Genomic DNA, 19,196 nt, shown 5'->3' on the forward strand with positions numbered 1-19,196 from the left:
AAAAGTTTATTTTTTATTTAAAAAAACTTTCATGCAGAAAGTAAGAAACGACAATTACTATTATTTTATTGTTTCACGGCCCAAAAAAAGCCAATGATTTTTTACAATTGCTTTAACAGTAAATCTACGTTGTTCACCGGTTCACTGCAGGAATAATTTTTACAATGAAATATCAAAGGTTGGCTAGTAACGGTTTTTCCGAATAATAGCGGGAATAGGTTATTTTCCTGGGAGGCAGATTGAAATACTTTGAATGGTATAAAATTAGCCAAAATTTCTTTCCGCACTTCATCTACAAACTCTCCGGTCACAACTATTTCTCTCGTTCCCCTGATTACTTCTAGTATTAGATTACACCAGACCCCAAAAGAGGTTGGGTAGTTTTCACACATTTTGACTAAGGCACCCAAAGCCTTTATGCATCTTTCATGCCACAATTGAATGTCGAAAACAACCGAGAGATAATAAAGGTTGGAAATCATAACTGCGTTACCAGAAGGAAGCGCTCCGTCATATATTTCCTTTTTTCTTACTATGATGTCTTTTTGCTGACTGCCAGTAAAATAGAATAATCCGGTATCCTCTTCGCAGAAGTTTTCAAGAACGCGTTCTGTTAATTCCTTTGCTTTTATTAAATAGGATGCATCCCCTGTGATCTCTTGCAGATTGATTAAAGCCTGTATCAGATAAGCATAGTCGTCTAAAAATGCGGGAATCTTTGCCTGGCCATTCTTATAAGTGTGAAAGAACGTTTCACTTCCCTCGAATGTTCCCAACAAAAAGTTAATGTTTTTTAACGCGAGTTCTTTATATTCTTCTCTTCCTGTTGCTGCATATATCCTACAGCAAGCAGTATTCATCAAAGCATTCCAGTTTAATAATATTTTGTCGTCCAGGCCCGGTCTTAATCTTTTTGCTCGCGCCTTTAAAAGCTTTTCTTTCCCTTCTTTTAATTTTTCATTTAAAATGGGAAGAGCAATTTTATGCAGTTGGGAAAATTGATCTACAGGTGTTTTTATTCGCAGAATGTTTTGATGTTCCCAGTTACCCGACTCGGTTATATCATAAAATTTACAAAACAAATCTGCGTCTGCACCCAGAATATCCTCTACTTCTTTTTTTGACCATACATAAAACTTCCCCTCCTCTCCCTCACTGTCAGCATCAAGCGCGGCATAGAAGCCGTTTTCCGGAGATAACAATTCACGATTGATAAACTCCATTGTGTGGTTGATGGTTTGTTTGTACAAATCGTTTTTAGTTAGTTGATAAGCCTCTGCCATTGTAATTAAAAGCAACGCATTATCGTAGAGCATTTTTTCAAAGTGGGGAGCCAACCATTCGGCATCTGTTGAATATCGGGCAAACCCGCCGCCCAGTTGATCATAGATGCCGCCGTATATCATTTTGTCGAGGCTTAGTAATGCTTGTTTTAAAGCCGTTTCATCTTTGTAGAAATGGTAGTACTTCAATAAATACTGAATGCTGAATGTTTGCGGAAATTTGGGGGCCTTGCCAAAGCCGCCTTCTACAGTATCAGCCTGTTTCATAATGTTACTGAAGATGATAGCAGCTTTTTCGTGTGTAAAATTTTGTTCTGCTTTATCCTGTCCAAACGAATTTGATTGTTGTATATAACTGGTAAGATTATCCGCTTGTTGCAGCACTTCTTCACGTTTATTGTGCCATGCATTTGCCACGCCATGCAATACGTCTGTCCATGAAGGTCTGTTATAAAGTTGTTGCGGCGGATAGTAGGTGCCGCCATAAAAAGGTTTGCCGTCTGGCGTAAGAAACACGTTGAGCGGCCAGCCACCGCTTCCCGTCATTGCCTGCACAGCGTCCATGTACACCTGGTCTATGTCTGGTCGCTCTTCACGATCAATTTTTATGTTAACAAAATGCTCGTTCATGATAGCGGCCGTTTCTTCGCTTTCGAAGCTTTCTTTTTCCATCACATGACACCAGTGGCATGCGGAATAACCAATGCTTACAAGGATCGGCCTGTTTTCATCTTTTGCTTTTTGCAGCGCTTCATCGCTCCACGGAAACCATTCCACGGGATTATAAGCATGCTGCAATAAGTAAGGACTTGTTTCGGTGGCTAAATGATTCGGCTGCTTCATATCAACAAAAATAGCATGAAAAACTTCGTACTTCGTACATCGTACATTGCTTCACATTTTATGCCGTACAGAAACAAAAAAGGCAACCGTTTCCGATTGCCTTTCAGTTTCTTTTATCAGAAGATCTATTTTTCTGCTTTAATGGATCTCAGGTACATATCCAATGCTGCCACCATTGAAGGAGCCTGTGGTTGTGGCGCTTTGATGGTCAACTCTAATCCTGCCTCCTCGATCGCCTTATAAGTATTGCTTCCAAATGCACCTATCCTGGTTCCGTTCTGCTTATATTTTGGTACGTTATCAAAAAGACTTTTCACACCGCTTGGAGTGAAAAAGCAAATGATATCATACTCAGTTTTGGCCAAAATTTCCTTGACGTCACTGCTGATGGTCCTGTACATAAATGGAGTCGCAAACTCACACTTATTAGTTTTCAACCAACCTACGATTTCGTTATCCTGCTGGTTCTCGGAACACGGGTACAAAAACTTCTCATTTTCCTTGTGCTTGTTTATAACATCGAACAGGCTTTTATTTGTACCATCTGCACCATAAAAAACCTTTCTTTTACGGTACAATATAAATTTTTGCAAATACAAAGCCACAGCCTCAGTTATACAGAAGTATTTTGTGTCCTGTGATACGTTCACCTTCATTTCCTCACAGATCCGGAAAAAATGGTCAATTGCGTTACGGCTCGTAAAAATCACTCCCGTATAGCTTGCAATGTCAATTTTCTGCTTACGGAAATCTTTTGCCGGAATGCCTTCTAACACTATAAATGGAATGAATTCTAATTCTACATTAAATTTCCTTTCCAATTCAAAATAAGGAGACTTTTCAGTTTCCGGTCTGGGTTGGGTGATTAAAATCTTCTGAACAGTTTTTGCAGATGTAGCTGCTTTACCCCCGTTTTTTACCATATGACGTCATGCTATGGTTTAGCAAAATTATACTGTTTTTTCAAAAAAATTCAACAACACCTTGTAAATCAGTAAAAGAGGTGCTATCTCGAATGCGCAAAGGTAAAGAAAAAAGTGAATCTGTTTCACTTTTATTTCACTTCTAATTGGCCCGAAAGACGCAAGGTACCTATAAACCAATGCAATAATGACGAGGATAAATGAAATTGTTACCCAAATATCGGCTTGAGCGCTTTGAAAAGCGATCAATATCACAAGAGGTAACAGGAATAGTGCGAGCATTTTATTGGTGAGGAATACAATAAAGATGTAGGTATTTGCTGCCGCTTTTAAATTAAATACCCATCCTGTAAACTTCAGCACTAAAAATTTAATGAAATATATAAGGCTGATGATGACTGAAGAGTAAAGAACCACCAGCCAGAAATTAACTTCTTTAAACTGATTGTAATATCTAAGTAAAAAAGTGGCAAAGGTTGCGGCGACCAATACAAAAAAGATATTCAGCAGCAGGGACGGCAAAGGCGTTTGCGACAATTGCTCCCTTATTTGCTTTTGCTTTAAGGACGCCCGGAACATTACTGTAAACAGATTTTGCATGTATTTCGCAAAAACTACTCTTATCATGGCAAAGAAAAGAATGATCATTACCAGCAGGTAAAATTCATCTTCCTTGTGATCGTGATTTTTTATTTGGATCCTGGGTAAAACGGGGTTTCCGGTAAAATTATAGTACCCGTTTTGCATCAGCGCCCTTCCATAATTAAAATAAACAGTGGTCGTGTCTTCCGGAGTAGCAGCTTTAGTTGCCGGCGCAACAGAATCTTTTACAGGCTGGATGGAATCTCTGATTGGCAGAGTGGAATCTTTTTTTACAAGTGCCTGCGCACTTTTCATCGAATCTATAACCGTTTTTTTCACGGTTGGCTTTGGAACTTTTTTTACAACCGGTTTAGCCGTATCAACGGTTTGCACCTGTGCCGGTGGCGCCTGGGATACCACAGAATCATTCCCACTTTGGGCAGCAGCTTTTTGAATAAATGAGCAAAGGACAAAAAACAGTAGTAAAAAATATTTCACAAAAACTGATTGGTTGTTTACAAAAATAAGGTGCGGGGTGTAATTAATAATTAATAATTAAGAATTAATAGACGCAGCATTCTAAATGATGGATATGACTCTTTATTTTAGAAAGCTAGCGATGTTACATTCAATCAAAAACGCTCCTTATTAATTTTAAATTATTAATTATTAATTCGACTAGAAATAGGTCACATACCCCAAATGTATCTTCGACTGCCTTGCATTAAACTTCAGGTCGTTTCGTTTGCCGGCGGCGAAGGAAATGTTGAAAAGACCGGCATTGGTTTCAAAGGCGAGACCGAGGCCGGCACCTATAAAAGTATTGGTTGTGTTAGTGTAGATACTTTTGTTAGCCACCCATGCGCCGTCTACAAACGAGAACAGATAAGAGTTTTGGCCAATCAGAAATCTATACTCAACGGTGCCCACTGTATATTGAGAGGCATAGATGCTTTCTTCATCAAAACCGCGAAGCAGTTTGTAGCCTCCTATCTGAAACAATTCGTTGCGGTAAATGGAAGGGCTTTGCAGCCAACCGATGTTTGCACCTACTTTTATTGTAGCGTTATTTTGAATAGGAAAAAAATGAGCTGCGTCCACCTTTATCTTAAACTGGTAAGTGTTTAGCTTAACGGTATCGTATAATGATTCGTAAGAAAACCCAGGATCGTTCAGCTTTACAATGCTGTTATTTTTGCGGATGGTTCTTGTTCCTGCAGTTGCCAGGATATGCAGTTCATTTCCCTTTCTTGGATTGAACCGATAGTTTGTTCTGAACAATTCATAATCCACACCAAGGTTATTGATGGTTTCATCTATTTCGTTGGGCAACGTCTTATTTTCTTTGATGGCATTGGTGTCCAGGTCCAAAAGATTTGTTCTGAAGCTCTGAAAAAACACCTTACCAGTCTGCGATGCGGATAATGCATACTGAACACCAGCCACAAAATTGATGTTGATGTATGAGGAATCCTTTTTCAAAAGATCAAACCCAAGATTGAGTCCGAACGGACTTTTCAAAATGAACGGCTGCTGATATACGAGATTAAGTCTTGGTGATTTAACCTGCAGCTGCTGCCAGTTAAGGCCTATCGTTTCACCGGATCCCAGGGAATTTCTCAGGTTTATGTTGGCTTCGCCGGTCACGAGCATTTTGTTGTCGTTCTGATCACTGCCAGGAAGCAGGCCGACCAAAACATTGATCTGGCTTGCTCTTTTTTGCTTCAGGTAAAGATTAACTACCGCACCGGCACTCACCATCGTCATATCCCATGCTTTTTCTTCCTCTAGGAATGGCAATTCACGCAATCTTGTGCTGATCTTTTGAAGTGTAGTTTTGGAATAGGGGCTGCCATTCGGAATGCCCAAATAACGCTGCAAGAAGTTGCTTGATATTTTTGCGGTGCCATACACACGAATGCTATCGATCTTGTAAAGCGGACCTTTATCCACTTTAAGGCTTGCATAAAACTTACTCTCTTCATATCCCACACTGTCGAGTTGAACTTTTGCAAAGGGGTGGCCGTTGTTCTCAAAATAGTCAAGAATTCTCTGTTCGAGTTGCTGAAGTTGTGTGATGTTTAGAGGCTTATTGAAATAAAGTTTTGAGTTCCACCCAATCTGATCCATCATTTTGGTATCTACGGAAGTAATGTCTACGTAGGCCAACTGGTATCGTTCACCAAGAAATAAATGAATGGAGGCAAATGTTGAATCAAAATGCAAACTGTCTATTGATACGGCCGTATAACCTTTCTCTTGCAATTTCTCTGGAATCTGATTGACATATTCCATGCAAAGCTGGCGGCTGGCAAAGTTTTCCTGCAAACGCAGCGACTTGATTACATTTTCATCCTGATCTACAGGCACAATGCGCAATGTATATTGCGCCTGTGCGGAACAATATGCCATTATGCAAACAGCCAGGAGAACGATGTTAATATAACCTTGTACCTTTGGCATCCTTTGAGTTGTTGGTTGTTAGTTGTTGGGCGAAGTCTAACAACTATCTACTTTCTAAATTAAACTGTAATATTCAAATTTTTTTTCGCATGGCAGGCATTTATATTCATATTCCTTTTTGTAAAAAAGCCTGTCATTACTGCAATTTTCATTTCTCTACATCACTGCAATTAAAACCCGCATTTGTTGATGCCATTGTAAAGGAAATAACGTTACGCAAAGAATATCTCGCAAACGAAAAAATAAACACGATCTATTTTGGCGGCGGTACGCCAAGCCTGTTGTCTGCTGAAGAGCTGAGCAGAATTTTTACCGCTTTGCATGAAAACTTTTCAATCAACAATAACATTGAAATAACATTGGAAACAAATCCTGATGACATTAACGCTGAAAGTTTACAGGTTTGGAAAAATGCAGGCATAAACAGATTAAGCATCGGCATACAATCTTTTTTTGAAGAGGACCTTCAATGGATGAACAGGGCACATAATGCGACGCAGGCAAAGCAATCTATTTTGCTGGCGCAGGCGGCCGGCATACACAATATTACAATCGATCTTATTTACGGAACGCCAACGCTTACGAATGAGAAATGGCAGCAGAATGTGCAAACCGCCATTGATTTGAATATTCCGCATCTTTCTTGCTATGCGCTGACGGTTGAACCCAAAACAGCGCTGGAGAAAATGATCGAGCAAAAGAAATTGCAGGATGTTAACCAGGACTTGCAATCGCAACAGTTTCTCGATTTGATGAAATGGCTTTCTGATGCAGGTTTTGAGCATTATGAAATTTCCAATTTTGCCAAAAAGGGTTTCAGGAGCCAGCACAACTCTTCTTACTGGCGCGGGGAAAAATATCTTGGTCTTGGTCCTTCTGCACATTCTTTTGATGGCGTTTCACGGCAGTGGAACATTTCCAATAATCCTTTGTACATTAAAAAGATTGCGGAAGGCGAAAACTTCTTTGAAGGCGAAACACTTACTCCCACTCAGCAATTGAACGAATATATCATGACCGCCTTGCGAACCATTGAAGGGATTGACCTGACATTGGTTAAAAGTCATTTCGGCGAAAAGGCAGCCGGCGACATAACCTTAGGTATTCAAAAATATGTGGACGGCAGCAATGCCGTTTTCCAGGATAATTTTATCCGTTTAACACACGAGGGAAAATTGTTCGCGGATGGAATTGCATCGGATTTGTTTGTGGTGTGACGAGAAACAAAGCACGCAGATGACACCGATTTAGCAGATTTACGCTGATTTTTTCGGGAGGTCGCAACTTAACAAAACGGATTATATGCAGGTGCTCCCTTAATTCCTAATTCCTAATTCCTAATTCCTAATTCAATGTCGTTTCCTTAAGAATAACTTCCTTGGTGGGATTGCTTCGACCCATCCCTGCAATTCAGAAATGTTTTCCTTTTACAATCTCAACTCTCGGCAGGGTCTCGCAATGACGGCGCTTCTATTTTGAACTTTAGGCAACAACCAGTACAACAGAATTCGAAAGTGGCAACGTCATTGCGAGCCCCTGCAGAGGATAAATGATTGAACTATAAAAAGTAAAATAAACAAACAAAAATGGGGCGAAGCAATCTCATTCAGAAAATGTATCCTTATGGAAACGACATTGATTTCTAAATCCCAATTTCTAACTCCTAATTCCTGATTGTTCAGGTAATCCAATTCGGGTATAAGTTGTCTGGAATTGTTGTAATTTTATTCTTCTGGAAATAACGTAAAATCTTCGGAAATAACCCCGTCATCTCATCGATTTTCCATCCCTCAAAAAACAATTGATTTACGGAATCCTTTCTATCCTCATTCATTTCTAAACATCAATAAAAAGGAGGACGTTATGGCTCAGGAAAATAATTTTCAGCAGCTAAAAGCAATGCTGCGCGGAGAACTCATTGAACCCACCGATGCAAACTACAACCTTGCCCGTAAAGTTTACAATGGTATGATCGACAAAAAGCCTGCCGCCATTGCGAAATGCAATGATGTGGCGGATGTAATTGCCTGCGTAAACTTTGCAAGGGAAAACAAAATTTTGCTGGCCGTGCGTGGCGGAGGCCACAATGGCGGCGGCCTGGGTGTTTGTGACGATGGACTGGTGATTGCCCTTTCAGGTATTCGCTATGCTCATGTTGATCCTGTTGCGAAAACAGTTCGTGTGGGCGGCGGTAGCACATGGGCAGATGTTGACCACGCAACCCATGCGTTTGGACTTGCTACACCAAGCGGCATCATTTCTACTACCGGTGTTGGCGGCTTAACGCTAGGCGGTGGTCTTGGTCACCTCACCAGGAAATGCGGTTTATCAATTGATAATTTATTGGAAGCCGACGTAGTGCTTGCCGATGGCACTTGCGTTACAGCGAACGAAAAAAATAATGAGGACCTTTTCTGGGCGCTTCGTGGCGGCGGTGGCAACTTTGGCGTAGTTACTTCTTTCTTATTTCAGCTTCACAATGTGGATACCTTGTACGCGGGCCCAATGCTTTGGGAACTCGGCGAAAGCAAGCGCATCATGAAATGGTACCGCGACTTTATTACTACGGCTCCTGACGAACTCAACGGCTTCTTTGCATTTCTGACTGTTCCTCCTGGTCCTCCGTTCCCGGAAAATCTGCATAATAAAAAAATGTGCGGCATCGTGTGGGCCTATTCGGGCGCATTGGATAAAGCGGAAAAAGTATTTGAACCTATCCGCAATCTTGGCAACATTGCATTGGATTTTGTAGGACCTATTCCTCATCCGGCTTTGCAAAGTATGTTCGACGCTTTATACGTGCCGGGCTACCAGTGGTACTGGCGTGCAGACTACATGAATGAATTAAGCGACAAGGCTATTGATGAACATATAAAATTTGGTAGCGCAATGCCAACAATGTGGTCCACTATGCATATGTATCCGGTAAATGGCGCGGCAGGAAGAGTAAAAAATGATGCAACCGCATGGAGCTATCGTGATGCAACATGGGCACAAGTGATAGTGGGTGTAGATCCCGATCCTGCAAACAGGGACCTCGTTACCAAATGGACAAAAGACTATTGGGAAGCGCTTCACCCATATTCTGCGGGAGGTGCGTATATCAATTTTATGATGGACGAAGGACAAGACAGAATCAGAGCTACCTATAAAGATAATTACGACAAGCTTGCCATGGTCAAAGCGAAGTATGACCCGAATAATTTATTTAGAGTAAATCAGAATATTAAACCGGCGGTGATGACTGAAGCGGCGGGACACGCGTGATTAATTGAGAGTGGAGAATTGAGAGTTGAGAGTTGTTAGAAAGAGTTTGGGCTCTGCAAGGCTTGTAGCCTTGCAGATTTATTTCATTGCCTTTGGTAATCATTCAAACCATCGCCTAAGACGATAGAATGAACCTGCGAAGCTATAAGCTTCGCAGAGCGGCAACTCTCAATTCTCCACTTTACAAAAGTTTTTCCTCGATAAAGCGGAAGCCTTTCCGCGCAGGTAATTGCTCCCAAAGAATTTTGTAGACAGTTTCTGCGATGGGCATTTCTGCGCCCACTTCTTTGTTGATGTAGTAAATACATTTGCTGGCGTTGTAGCCTTCAGCCACCATGTTCATTTCAAGTTGTGCGGAAATAACGGAGTATCCTTTGCCGATCATATTGCCAAAGGTTCTGTTACGGCTGTGGAGTGAATAACAGGTCACCAGCAAATCGCCCAAATAAACGGATGTTGCATAATTGGCGACTTTTTTATGTGAAATAGGATTTTCACTTTCATGCATACCCACTTCAATATTTCGAATGCCAACCTTTTGCAGAAAGCCAGCCATTTCATCGGCAGCATTGGAAATGAGCACGCTTAAAAAATTGTCTCCGTATTCAAGGCCGTGCGCAATACCGGAACCCAATGCATAAATATTTTTTAAAACAGCAGCATATTGTACTCCGATCAAATCGTTATTGGTAGCAGTGTTGATGTAGTAGGTGCGAAAATATTTTGCGATCTCTGCAACTTCCTCTTCTTTATTACCTGAGAAGGTGAGGTAAGAAAGTTTTTCTGACGCAACTTCTTCTGCGTGGCAAGGACCCATAACGGTGAAATAGTTTGAAGAAGATACATTGAATTGTTGTTTCAAATAGTCATTCAACAAGATGTTGATGCCAGGTAAAATTCCTTTTACCGCAGAGATGATCTTCTTTCCTTCAAACACAGTTGGATGAACGGTTCCAAGCACATCCAGCAGATATGCAGAAGGAACGCCAATTACAACACAGTCACTTGAAGCAATTGTTGCGTTGATATCAATACTAAGAGTAAGTAAAGCCGTATCAAAATAAACAGATGATAAATGTGTTGGATTATGATGACGCTTTGCGAGATGCTCCGCAACCTCTTCTTTGCGAACCCACCAATTCACGGGAATTTTATTATCAGTAAGAATTTTAACCAAAGCAGTTGCCCAACTTCCGGCTCCTATTATTCCAAATTTCATGGCAAATCAATTTTAAAACACTAAGCTTCAAAGATTCGTAAAAATCGTTTGCGAAACAAATTGATGATTTACATTCAGCAACTCGTTTCGCAAACATCTAATAACACAGGGTGTACGCAATAAGTTTCGCAACCCTCCCTATTAATTATTCTTTATTAATTATTAATTGCTTCCTATTTTTTCTTTTGATCAAACAACTTATCCTTATCCACCACTTGCACTTTAGTGCCGTCTTTCAGAGTTTTGCTTATCAGAGAATATGGGCCAGAAATAACTTCGTCGCCTTCTTTGACACCGCTTACAACCTGAATGTAGTTTACATCCTGGATGTCAGTTTTCACAATTGCTTTCTTTACCGTTTTGTCTGCCTGCAAGATGTACACTACTTCTTCAAGATCATCGACAGATGTTTTCTTATCCTGTTCTGTTGGGCCAGTATTGTCTTTGTTGTTATTGTTGTTATTGTTGTTATTGGCATTTGCGTCTACAGAGTTCTTTGACTTGTCGATAGCATTATCAGAACCTTTCTCTCTTGTGGTTACTGCATTGATTGGAACAGACAATACATTTTCATTTCTTTTTGTCTGGATATCGGCACTTGCACTCATACCCGGGCGGAATGGAGATCCACCATTTTTTGCTGTTGAAAGATCTTTGTAAGAATCAGGCAGTAATCTGATGTACACTTTATAGTTGGTCACATCGTTTGACGTAGCAGCGGTAGAGGACGCCGTAGCTGCAGTAGTATTGCTGCTCGCGATCTGTGTAATGATACCTTTGAACTTGCGATTGTTGTATGCATCAACTTCTACCAAAGCGGAATCGCCGAGTTTTACTTTCGGAATGTCATTTTCACTCACATCAACACGCACTTCAATTTTGTTCATGTCTGCAATGCGCATCATCTCGGTACCGGCCATCATAGAACTACCTACCACGCGTTCACCTTTTTTCACGCTCATCAAAGAAACGATGCCGCTCATTGGAGAAAGAATAGTTGTACGGCTAAGATCTTTCGCGGCTTTATCAAGATTTGCCTGGGCGCTAATGGTGGCAGCCTGGTTGCTTTTTATTCCTTGCACAGCCGCATTGTAACTTGCTTTAGCAGATAAGTAAGCACTTTCTGCTTGTTCGAATTCTGCTTGAGAAATTACTTTTTCATTCAGCAGTTGTTTTTGACGATCATACGCTTTCTGTGTTTGATTCATTGACGCTTTCAAGCCATTCAATTGTTCCTGGCTATTACTTACGGTAGCACGTTGCTGATTCACAACTGCCGCCGCCTGATCGCGTTGCGTAGCATAAATGTCAGGATATATTTTTGCAAGCACCTGGCCTTTTTTCACGCTGTCGCCTTCTGCAACTGTAAGCTCAATGATCTCTCCGGAAATATCGGGACTGATCTTTACTTCAATTTCCGGATATACTTTTCCGCTTGCATTTACGGTTTCAATAATTGTTCTCTTAGCTGCCTTTTCCGCGGTTACTTTTACCCCTTCATCTTTTCCAAAAGCACCTGCTTTTTGTAATACTACCAACAAAACAACTACTAGTACAACTGATATTATTATCCAAAGCAATTTCTTGTTCATAAAGTGTTCTTTTCAATTATAGACTGGTTTAGTTTTGGGTTATTGCAAACGGAGACCCATGCCTTTATAAAATTCCAATACTTTCATTTTAAACACATAATCGTATTGTGCATTGGCCAGATCCAGTTTTGCGCGGGCAAGATTGTTTTGGCTGGTAATTAAATCATAGGTATTGAGTAATCCGATATCGTGTCTTTTTTGTGCGTAGTCATATGTTTTTTGTGAAACATCCACGCTTACTTTACTGGAGTTGAATTTCTGCAAAGCCGCAACAGCGTTGGTGTAAGCAGTGTAAATATCCTGTTTCAATTTTTGATCTGCCTGTTCAATAACAACCTGTTGGTTTTTGATATCTATCTTAGATCTTTCGTAGTTGGTTCTTGCTGTATAGCCATTGAAAATGGGAACAGAGATATTAACGCCAAGACTTTGACCAAAATTACCAGTAAACTGCGTTCCCCAGCCATCCCAATATTGTCCAAATGTTCTATTTTTTTGCAACACCGAATACTCAGGCGAATATACCGGCTGAGCGCTGCCTGGATTACCGGGGTTTATTATAACATAATCGCCATTTGGATTATATCCATTGAGTGTCGCTCCGGTTATCATGGTGGCGGGATTTGAAAACCTGGTGTTAAGCCTGCCGAATGCCGAAATGGTTGGATATAAATTAGCCTTGCTTGATTTAGAAGCAGCCTCTTTGGAATCCAGTCTCAATTGATTTGCTTTTTGTGCGGGCTGATTTGAAAGCGCCAGATTATAAACATCTTCAGGTTGCAGCGAGGCTATCGGCTCAACAGGTATCACTTCAACAGGAGGAACGTCAATTTCAAAAGGTGATGCAAAGTCAAGATTCATCAACGACTTTAGTTGGATCAGATTCAGCTCTGACGTTGATTTTGCAGTGATCAAATTTGAGCTGTCCAATGCCAGTTGAGATTCCAGTTGCAATGCGTCTAACTCTGGAACCGCACCCGCATCTACTCTTTTCCTTACTGTATATAATTGAGCGCTGTCCTGTTGCACCTGCACCCTTACAATTCTAACTTGTTCGATAGCCAGCAGTGCCTGCAAATAAGCTGTTGCCACATTCAGTGCTACATCGTTTTTCGCTTTATCTACATCTGCGAGGGAAGCTCTATTTTCCAGTTCCTGCGACAGAATATTATTTTTTATGCGGTTCCAATTGTAGATGGTCGCATCGAGATTCAAATTGAAATTTTGGGAAAGGCTATTGATGTCAATATATGTGTTGGTTGCAGTGTTGATAGTTTTACCAAGGTTATATCCTGTGCCCGTGCTAAAACTCGCGTTGGGAATTCTCGACAATTTTGCCTGCTTCAAAGAGGCTTCTGAATAATGCTCCTGCACGTCCGCAGTTTTCACGGTAAGGTTATGTGCCCATGCATATTCCACACATTCCATCAGGTTCCATTTCTTTTGGGCAAAAGATGTGTTGTTCAAAAACAGACCCGTTAACAATAGTAATAGAAAACAGGATTGGTTCAATTTCACTGTTGAAATCTTTTAAGTTTATTATCAATCTAATATTAACTATCCCCTCAATTAGCCATATTCCACTATCAATAAAGCAAGCATTCAGAGAGTTCTAACCTAATACCGATTGGTCAAACAATATAGACCAATTTCGACTGCGTCTCATTGTTCTATTTGTTTGATCCATCGGCATTATAAGGAATTCAAATTTATTTTTGAATCATAATAAATTTGAATTCCTTATAAATTAGTTTTCAAAATAAAGATTTTTCGCTGAGGAATAATTTTTTATATACTTTTTCGGCCAATTTTATGTTTCAGTGGAACCAGATCGCACTTAAAACTTACCAAAGCCCAAAGAATGGCACCGTTTATTAAGAAATTCATTCTTTCCATCGCAATAGTTGCAAGCTGCAACTATTCATTTTCCCAGTCAGTTGCCGACACGGCAAAACTCCAGGAAGTAGTTATAAAAGCATACGAGCATAACCGAAATATTAAAGATATTGGCGCCGCCGTTTCAACGGTTCGTGGAGCGCAGCTTGACCGCTTTGGTAATGTTTCCATTTTATCAGCAATCAATAGTGAGCCGGGTATTCGAATGGAAGAACGCTCTCCGGGAAGTTATCGACTAAGCATCCGCGGCAGTTCGCTAAGAGCGCCATTTGGAGTAAGAAATGTAAAAGTCTACTGGAACGGTATACCTTTTACCGATCCCGGTGGGAACACTTACCTTAATCAATTTTCTCCCAATAATTTTTCGTCTTTAGAAATTTTAAAAGGTCCCGGCAGCAGCTTATATGGTGCTGGCACAGGAGGCGTTATATTGGCAAATGGATTTGATCCTTTGCAGCCAAACGAACTTCAATTGCAATACTCAGGTGGAAGTTTTGGAACGAATAATGTACATGCCGGTATCACTTTCGGCGACGAAGGCTTTAAAAATAACATCAGTTACAATTATCAAAACAGCAATGGATATCGCGATCAAAGCGCGATGCACAGAACAACGCTTTCATGGGAAACGAGAAGTATCGTTTCTCCCAAATATGAAATGTCTACTCATGTACTTTACGGTGACTTGGTTTATGAAACCCCAGGTGGCTTAACCAAGGCACAATACAATGCAAACCCAAAAGCTGCAAGGCCCGCCAGCGGTGGCTTTCCAAGTGCAGCAGCGATCAATGCAGCTATTTATCAAAAAATGTTTTGGGCAGGTTTCAATCAGCAATATCATTTTACCGATAATTTTTACAACAGCACTTCTGTGTATGGAACAGTTACCAATTTTAAAAACAGCGCCATCCGCAATTATGAGAAAAGACTGGAACCGCATTTCGGTGGAAGAACGGTGTTTGGTTACAACGCACAATTACAACAAACAAAGTTGAACATCATTGCAGGAGCTGCGGCCCAACAAGGTTATTTTACGGACAACGTTTACAATAACAAAAATAGCAATCCCGATTCGCTGCAAACAAGTGATGAAATCAACAACAGCCAATGGAATGCATTTGCGCAAGCGGAAGCAATCTTTAACGGAGGTTGGGTAGCAACTGCGGGAGTGAGCATTAATAAAACGCAGATCAATTTTACACGCACTTCTGTTGTGCCAAATTTTATGTATGATAGTAAGTACAACAATGAGTGGGCACCGCGATTTTCGCTGTTGAAAAAGTTCAGCAAAATTTCTGTGTATGGTGTGGTGTCAGAAGGATTTTCACCGCCTGCAACGCAGGAACTCTTACCGGCTACAACCATTATCAACACTAACTTACAAGCAGAGCACGGTTGGAACTATGAGCTTGGTGCCAGAGGAAATTTGTTGCAAAACAGATTGGTATGGAATGTAAACGTGTTTGATTTTAATTTGGGAAATGCCATCGTACAACGTCGTGATGCGAGTGGCGCAGACTATTACACCAATGCTGGCTCTACAAAACAGAACGGCGTTGAAGCAAATGCATCTTACGTGATCACAGACAATAAGAACAATTTTATATCAGGCGCTACTATTTGGGCAAGCTATACGTATTTTCACTTCCACTACAATGAGTTTAAACAACTGGACGCAAATTACTCTGGCAATCAAATGCCGGGCATAGCGCCAAATACAGTCGCTGCGGGCTTTGATCTTTCCTTCAAACCGCATTTATATTTACATGCTACTTACTTCTACAGCAGCTCTATTTACCTGAATGATGCGAATACAGACAAGGCTAGCGAATATCATTTGCTTGGCGCAAAATTTGGGTACAAAAACAGTTTAGGAAAACATCTTACCATCGACTTATTTGCCGGAGGCGACAATTTATTGAACCAGAAATACAGCCTCGGCAACGATATCAATGCTACAGGAGGAAGGTATTACAATGCAGCGCCAACAGCGAATTTCTATGCCGGTGTTGCGCTGGGCGTAAGATAGATCGGGAACCCAGATTATCATGATTTTCATGATTTGTCAAGATTTTCTATTTGAAATTTGAGATTTGGCGATTCAACTAATTTCAAATGCAATGTCGTTTAGTTAAGCTGCTTGAAAAACAAAATCATCTCCCTTGTCATCCCGAGGGACGAGGGATCTGGGCCTAACGCTAACGAATACTATGCGTAAACAATCACACAGATCCCTCCTTCGTCGGGATGACAAGCTGTCTTTCATTCCTGGATATTGCAACCAAGTAATTGAAAAGTTGCTTAACTAAACGACGTTGAATTTCAAATCATCAGTAATCATAACAATCATGAAAATCTGCGTTCCTTTCTTAAAACTCATTACATTTGCCCCGTATATGGTTGACGACAATCGTCATTAAAAGGGAAGTCCGGTGTGATTCCGGCGCTATCCCCGTAGCTGTAAGCGTAGTGAAAAGTTCACATTACTGAAAATAAAACCACTGTTAACACGGGAAGGATTTCAGTGAAACGCGAGCCAGAAGACCTGCCACATACGTATTCATTCAAAGCTTTCGGGTGAAAAGCATGGAATGTAAATGCCAAAACCCAAAGGCAATTTATATTTCTACTTAGTCATTTTATTTACCGAAGGCTCATTGTTAACCGTTCTTTAAAAGCAACATTGAGCATGAAACAACTAATTGCAGGTTTCACATTATTATCCTGCTATGGTGCATTCGCACAAACAGACTCTGTTAAACAAAAGTCTTTAGATGAGGTAGTAATTACTGCCAACAAATTTGCACAAAAACAAAGTGCAACAGGTAAAGTATTAACTGTTATCGGCCGACAAGAGTTGGAAAAGAACACAGGCCGCTCGCTTACACAAGTATTAAACGAACAAGCAGGATTATTGATCAATGGTTCGCAAAACTCACCCGGTACCAATCAAACTGTTTACATGCAAGGCTCGGGCGCAGCCAACACTTTAATCTTAGTAGATGGTATGCCTGTGAATGATGCGTCAGGCATTTCCGCAGAATTTGATTTGAACCATTTTGCCATAGATCAAATCGAGAGAGTAGAAATTTTGAAAGGGACACAGTCTGTTTTATATGGTTCAGATGCTGTTGCCGGTGTTATCAACATCATTACCAGGAAACAAGTGAGCAACAAACCTGTTGGCATCAACGGAACCGTTGCCGGTGGCACTTATGGCACGTTTAAAGGCAATGCAGGTGTGAGTGGTAAAATCGATTGGTTCACGTACAACGCACAGTACAATCATTTGCAATCAAATGGTTTTTCTTCTGCGAATGACAAAACAGGCAATCAGAATTTTGATAAAGATGGTATCAATCAAAACAACGTGAGCCTTAATCTTGGTGCAGAAACAAAGAAGTTTAAAGTAAGATTGTTTGGCTTGCTTGATCAATACCATGCAGACATTGATGATGGTCCTTTTATGGATGACAAGAACAATAACATTACCAACAAGAACTTGCAACTTGCACTTTCTTCTGTATACACTTTTAAGAAAGGAAATGTTACATTGAACGTAAACGAAAATAACATCAAGCGCAAATTGGATGATCCTATCAACAATCCTGTTGGCGTGAACGACTACGATCCTTCTTTTGGTAATTATAAAGGCAACAGCGTGTTTGCGGAAGCATTTACGAACATCAATTTGTGTGAGCACATCGGTTTGCTTGCAGGTGCTGATTACCGCAATCAAAAAGCCAGTAGCGAAACGACTTATGGCAAACAAGGTGGTGACAGTTCTAAGATCGACATGTACAGTGGCTATGCTGCTCTGTTATTTAAAAACCTTGGCGGCTTTAATGCTGAATTAGGTGGAAGGTACACGCACCACTCTATTGCAGGCTCTAACTTTTCCTACTCATTCAATCCATCTTACTGGATAACAAAAGAATGGAAAGTATTTGCGAATCTTTCTTCCGGCTTCCGCGCACCAAGCATTTACAATCTTGTATCTGAGTATGGAAACAAATCGCTTAATCCTGAGAAGTCTGTTTCTTTGGAAACAGGATTGCAATATGTGAGTACAAACAATTTGATCAACGCACGTGCTTTGTATTTCAACAGAAGAATTAAAGATGTAATCATTTTCCAATCTATGTTTACTCCACCTTATGGACGTTACATGAACGGTGATGAACAAAAAGACCAGGGCGCAGAGTTGGAACTGACTGTTCGCCCGACTTCAAAATTGAGCATTACAGCAAACTACACTTATGTCGATGGCAAGTTGACTACACACACTTCTAACGGTAAAGACACAAGCTATTTTAATTTACAACGTCGTCCTAAAAGCGCGATCAACGGACATGTTGGTTATCAATTTACCGAAGCTTTGTTTGTAAGTGCCGGTGTAAGATGGCAGGATAAAAGACAGGACCTTTATTTCAATATGAACACCTACAAAACAGAAGTTGTTAACCTTGCCAGCTATTACAATCTTGATGCCTATGCTGAGTACAAAATTCCATTCAGCGGTGGTAAGCGTTTTGTGAAAGTGTTTGGCGATTTCAGAAACATCACCAATCAGTCGTACTTTGATATTTACGGTTACAACACCCGTAAGTTCAATTTCATGGTGGGCTTGATGGTGGGCTTGTAAACAATTGAAAGTTGAAAATTGAAAATTATTAGTGCTGTCTAGGCAAACGTTGCCCAAAGCGTGATCATTTTCAATTTTCAACTTTCAATTTTCAATTAAAATTACCTGTTGCTCGTCACATCAAACTTCTCCTTAAAAAATCCCATTTGTTTGCTAAGCTCCAGTAAACAATTCCTGCATAGGCAATCACGATATTTTTCTCCTATAAATCTTTTCTGCTCTTCGTTAAGCGATATGCCGTTGCACTGGCAGTTGGCCACATCTCCTACTTTACACTCAAAACCTCCGTTGCATCGCGGGCATTTTTTCGGTTCGTGTTTGCAGTCGTTCATTGTGTGGATTTAAATTTTTTATCGCATAAAAAAACCGCAGAGGAACGTAGGGTTTTCTGCGGTTTTTTGTTGTACAGACGCGTTTAACGCGTCTCTTGAATATTTCGATGTTACATTTCCTTTGGATCGCGGGCAGGCTTCCTGTGCAAGG

The 19,196-nt window shown here is 40.6% G+C and carries 12 protein-coding genes and 1 riboswitch; of the genes, 4 read left to right on the top strand and 8 right to left on the bottom strand.

What is annotated here, in order from left to right:
• Positions 1 to 101 precede the first annotated feature (101 nt).
• The 4 genes from QJ048_RS02090 to QJ048_RS02105 form a co-directional block, all read right to left on the bottom strand.
• Positions 102 to 2,126: a thioredoxin domain-containing protein gene (locus QJ048_RS02090; RefSeq protein WP_282332672.1), complete on the bottom strand. Its 2,025-nt coding sequence runs from the start codon at positions 2,124 to 2,126 to the stop codon at positions 102 to 104.
• A gap of 125 nt (positions 2,127 to 2,251) precedes the next feature.
• Positions 2,252 to 3,049 carry a uroporphyrinogen-III synthase gene (locus QJ048_RS02095; RefSeq protein WP_282332673.1) on the bottom strand — a complete coding sequence of 266 codons (798 nt, stop codon included), beginning with the start codon at positions 3,047 to 3,049 and terminating at the stop codon, positions 2,252 to 2,254.
• A gap of 27 nt (positions 3,050 to 3,076) precedes the next feature.
• A complete protein-coding gene (locus QJ048_RS02100; RefSeq protein WP_282332674.1) occupies positions 3,077 to 4,129 on the bottom strand; it encodes a DUF4271 domain-containing protein in 1,053 nt (350 codons plus the stop codon).
• A 180-nt stretch (positions 4,130 to 4,309) separates the two neighbouring features.
• Positions 4,310 to 6,094, bottom strand: coding sequence for a BamA/TamA family outer membrane protein (locus tag QJ048_RS02105; RefSeq protein WP_282332675.1), 1,785 nt, complete (start codon positions 6,092 to 6,094; stop codon positions 4,310 to 4,312).
• An 89-nt stretch (positions 6,095 to 6,183) separates the two neighbouring features.
• On the opposite strand from QJ048_RS02105, the gene hemW reads away from it, so the two are divergent.
• Positions 6,184 to 7,311, top strand: coding sequence for a radical SAM family heme chaperone HemW (gene hemW / locus QJ048_RS02110; protein ID WP_282332676.1), 1,128 nt, complete (start codon positions 6,184 to 6,186; stop codon positions 7,309 to 7,311).
• A 646-nt stretch (positions 7,312 to 7,957) separates the two neighbouring features.
• Positions 7,958 to 9,361: an FAD-binding oxidoreductase gene (locus QJ048_RS02115; protein ID WP_282332677.1), complete on the top strand. Its 1,404-nt coding sequence runs from the start codon at positions 7,958 to 7,960 to the stop codon at positions 9,359 to 9,361.
• A 181-nt stretch (positions 9,362 to 9,542) separates the two neighbouring features.
• On the opposite strand, the gene QJ048_RS02120 is transcribed toward QJ048_RS02115, so the two are convergent.
• The 3 genes from QJ048_RS02120 to QJ048_RS02130 form a co-directional block, all read right to left on the bottom strand.
• Entirely contained in the window at positions 9,543 to 10,580 is a 1,038-nt protein-coding gene (locus QJ048_RS02120) for an NAD(P)H-dependent glycerol-3-phosphate dehydrogenase (protein WP_282332678.1), read from the bottom strand.
• Between the two features lie 173 nt (positions 10,581 to 10,753).
• Positions 10,754 to 12,172, bottom strand: coding sequence for an efflux RND transporter periplasmic adaptor subunit (locus QJ048_RS02125; RefSeq protein WP_282332679.1), 1,419 nt, complete (start codon positions 12,170 to 12,172; stop codon positions 10,754 to 10,756).
• 39 nt (positions 12,173 to 12,211) lie between these two features.
• Positions 12,212 to 13,639, bottom strand: coding sequence for a TolC family protein (locus tag QJ048_RS02130; RefSeq protein ID WP_282332680.1), 1,428 nt, complete (start codon positions 13,637 to 13,639; stop codon positions 12,212 to 12,214).
• Between the two features lie 394 nt (positions 13,640 to 14,033).
• Here QJ048_RS02130 and QJ048_RS02135 point away from each other — a divergent pair, with 394 nt between their 5' ends.
• Both QJ048_RS02135 and QJ048_RS02140 read left to right on the top strand, forming a co-directional pair.
• On the top strand, positions 14,034 to 16,097 hold the full coding sequence (locus QJ048_RS02135; RefSeq protein WP_282332681.1) for a TonB-dependent receptor: 2,064 nt from the start codon (positions 14,034 to 14,036) through the stop codon (positions 16,095 to 16,097).
• A 351-nt stretch (positions 16,098 to 16,448) separates the two neighbouring features.
• Positions 16,449 to 16,635, top strand: a riboswitch (cobalamin riboswitch).
• A gap of 122 nt (positions 16,636 to 16,757) precedes the next feature.
• Positions 16,758 to 18,713, top strand: coding sequence for a TonB-dependent receptor plug domain-containing protein (locus QJ048_RS02140; protein ID WP_282332682.1), 1,956 nt, complete (start codon positions 16,758 to 16,760; stop codon positions 18,711 to 18,713).
• Between the two features lie 101 nt (positions 18,714 to 18,814).
• On the opposite strand, the gene QJ048_RS02145 is transcribed toward QJ048_RS02140, so the two are convergent.
• On the bottom strand, positions 18,815 to 19,045 hold the full coding sequence (locus tag QJ048_RS02145; RefSeq protein ID WP_282332683.1) for a cysteine-rich CWC family protein: 231 nt from the start codon (positions 19,043 to 19,045) through the stop codon (positions 18,815 to 18,817).
• Positions 19,046 to 19,196: the final 151 nt, after the last annotated feature.

It is taken from the genome of Pinibacter soli (genome assembly GCF_029961145.1).
In the GTDB taxonomy this organism is placed as follows: Bacteria; Bacteroidota; Bacteroidia; order Chitinophagales; family Chitinophagaceae; genus Pinibacter; species Pinibacter soli.

Coding starts and splice junctions, on each gene's coding strand:
- QJ048_RS02090 (WP_282332672.1), bottom strand. CDS start 2,126: ATGAAGCAGCCGAATCATTTAGCCACCGAAACAAGTCCTTACTTATTG.
- QJ048_RS02095 (WP_282332673.1), bottom strand. CDS start 3,049: ATGGTAAAAAACGGGGGTAAAGCAGCTACATCTGCAAAAACTGTTCAG.
- QJ048_RS02105 (WP_282332675.1), bottom strand. CDS start 6,094: ATGCCAAAGGTACAAGGTTATATTAACATCGTTCTCCTGGCTGTTTGC.
- hemW (WP_282332676.1), top strand. CDS start 6,184: ATGGCAGGCATTTATATTCATATTCCTTTTTGTAAAAAAGCCTGTCAT.
- QJ048_RS02115 (WP_282332677.1), top strand. CDS start 7,958: ATGGCTCAGGAAAATAATTTTCAGCAGCTAAAAGCAATGCTGCGCGGA.
- QJ048_RS02120 (WP_282332678.1), bottom strand. CDS start 10,580: ATGAAATTTGGAATAATAGGAGCCGGAAGTTGGGCAACTGCTTTGGTT.
- QJ048_RS02125 (WP_282332679.1), bottom strand. CDS start 12,172: ATGAACAAGAAATTGCTTTGGATAATAATATCAGTTGTACTAGTAGTT.
- QJ048_RS02135 (WP_282332681.1), top strand. CDS start 14,034: ATGGCACCGTTTATTAAGAAATTCATTCTTTCCATCGCAATAGTTGCA.
- QJ048_RS02140 (WP_282332682.1), top strand. CDS start 16,758: ATGAAACAACTAATTGCAGGTTTCACATTATTATCCTGCTATGGTGCA.
- QJ048_RS02145 (WP_282332683.1), bottom strand. CDS start 19,045: ATGAACGACTGCAAACACGAACCGAAAAAATGCCCGCGATGCAACGGA.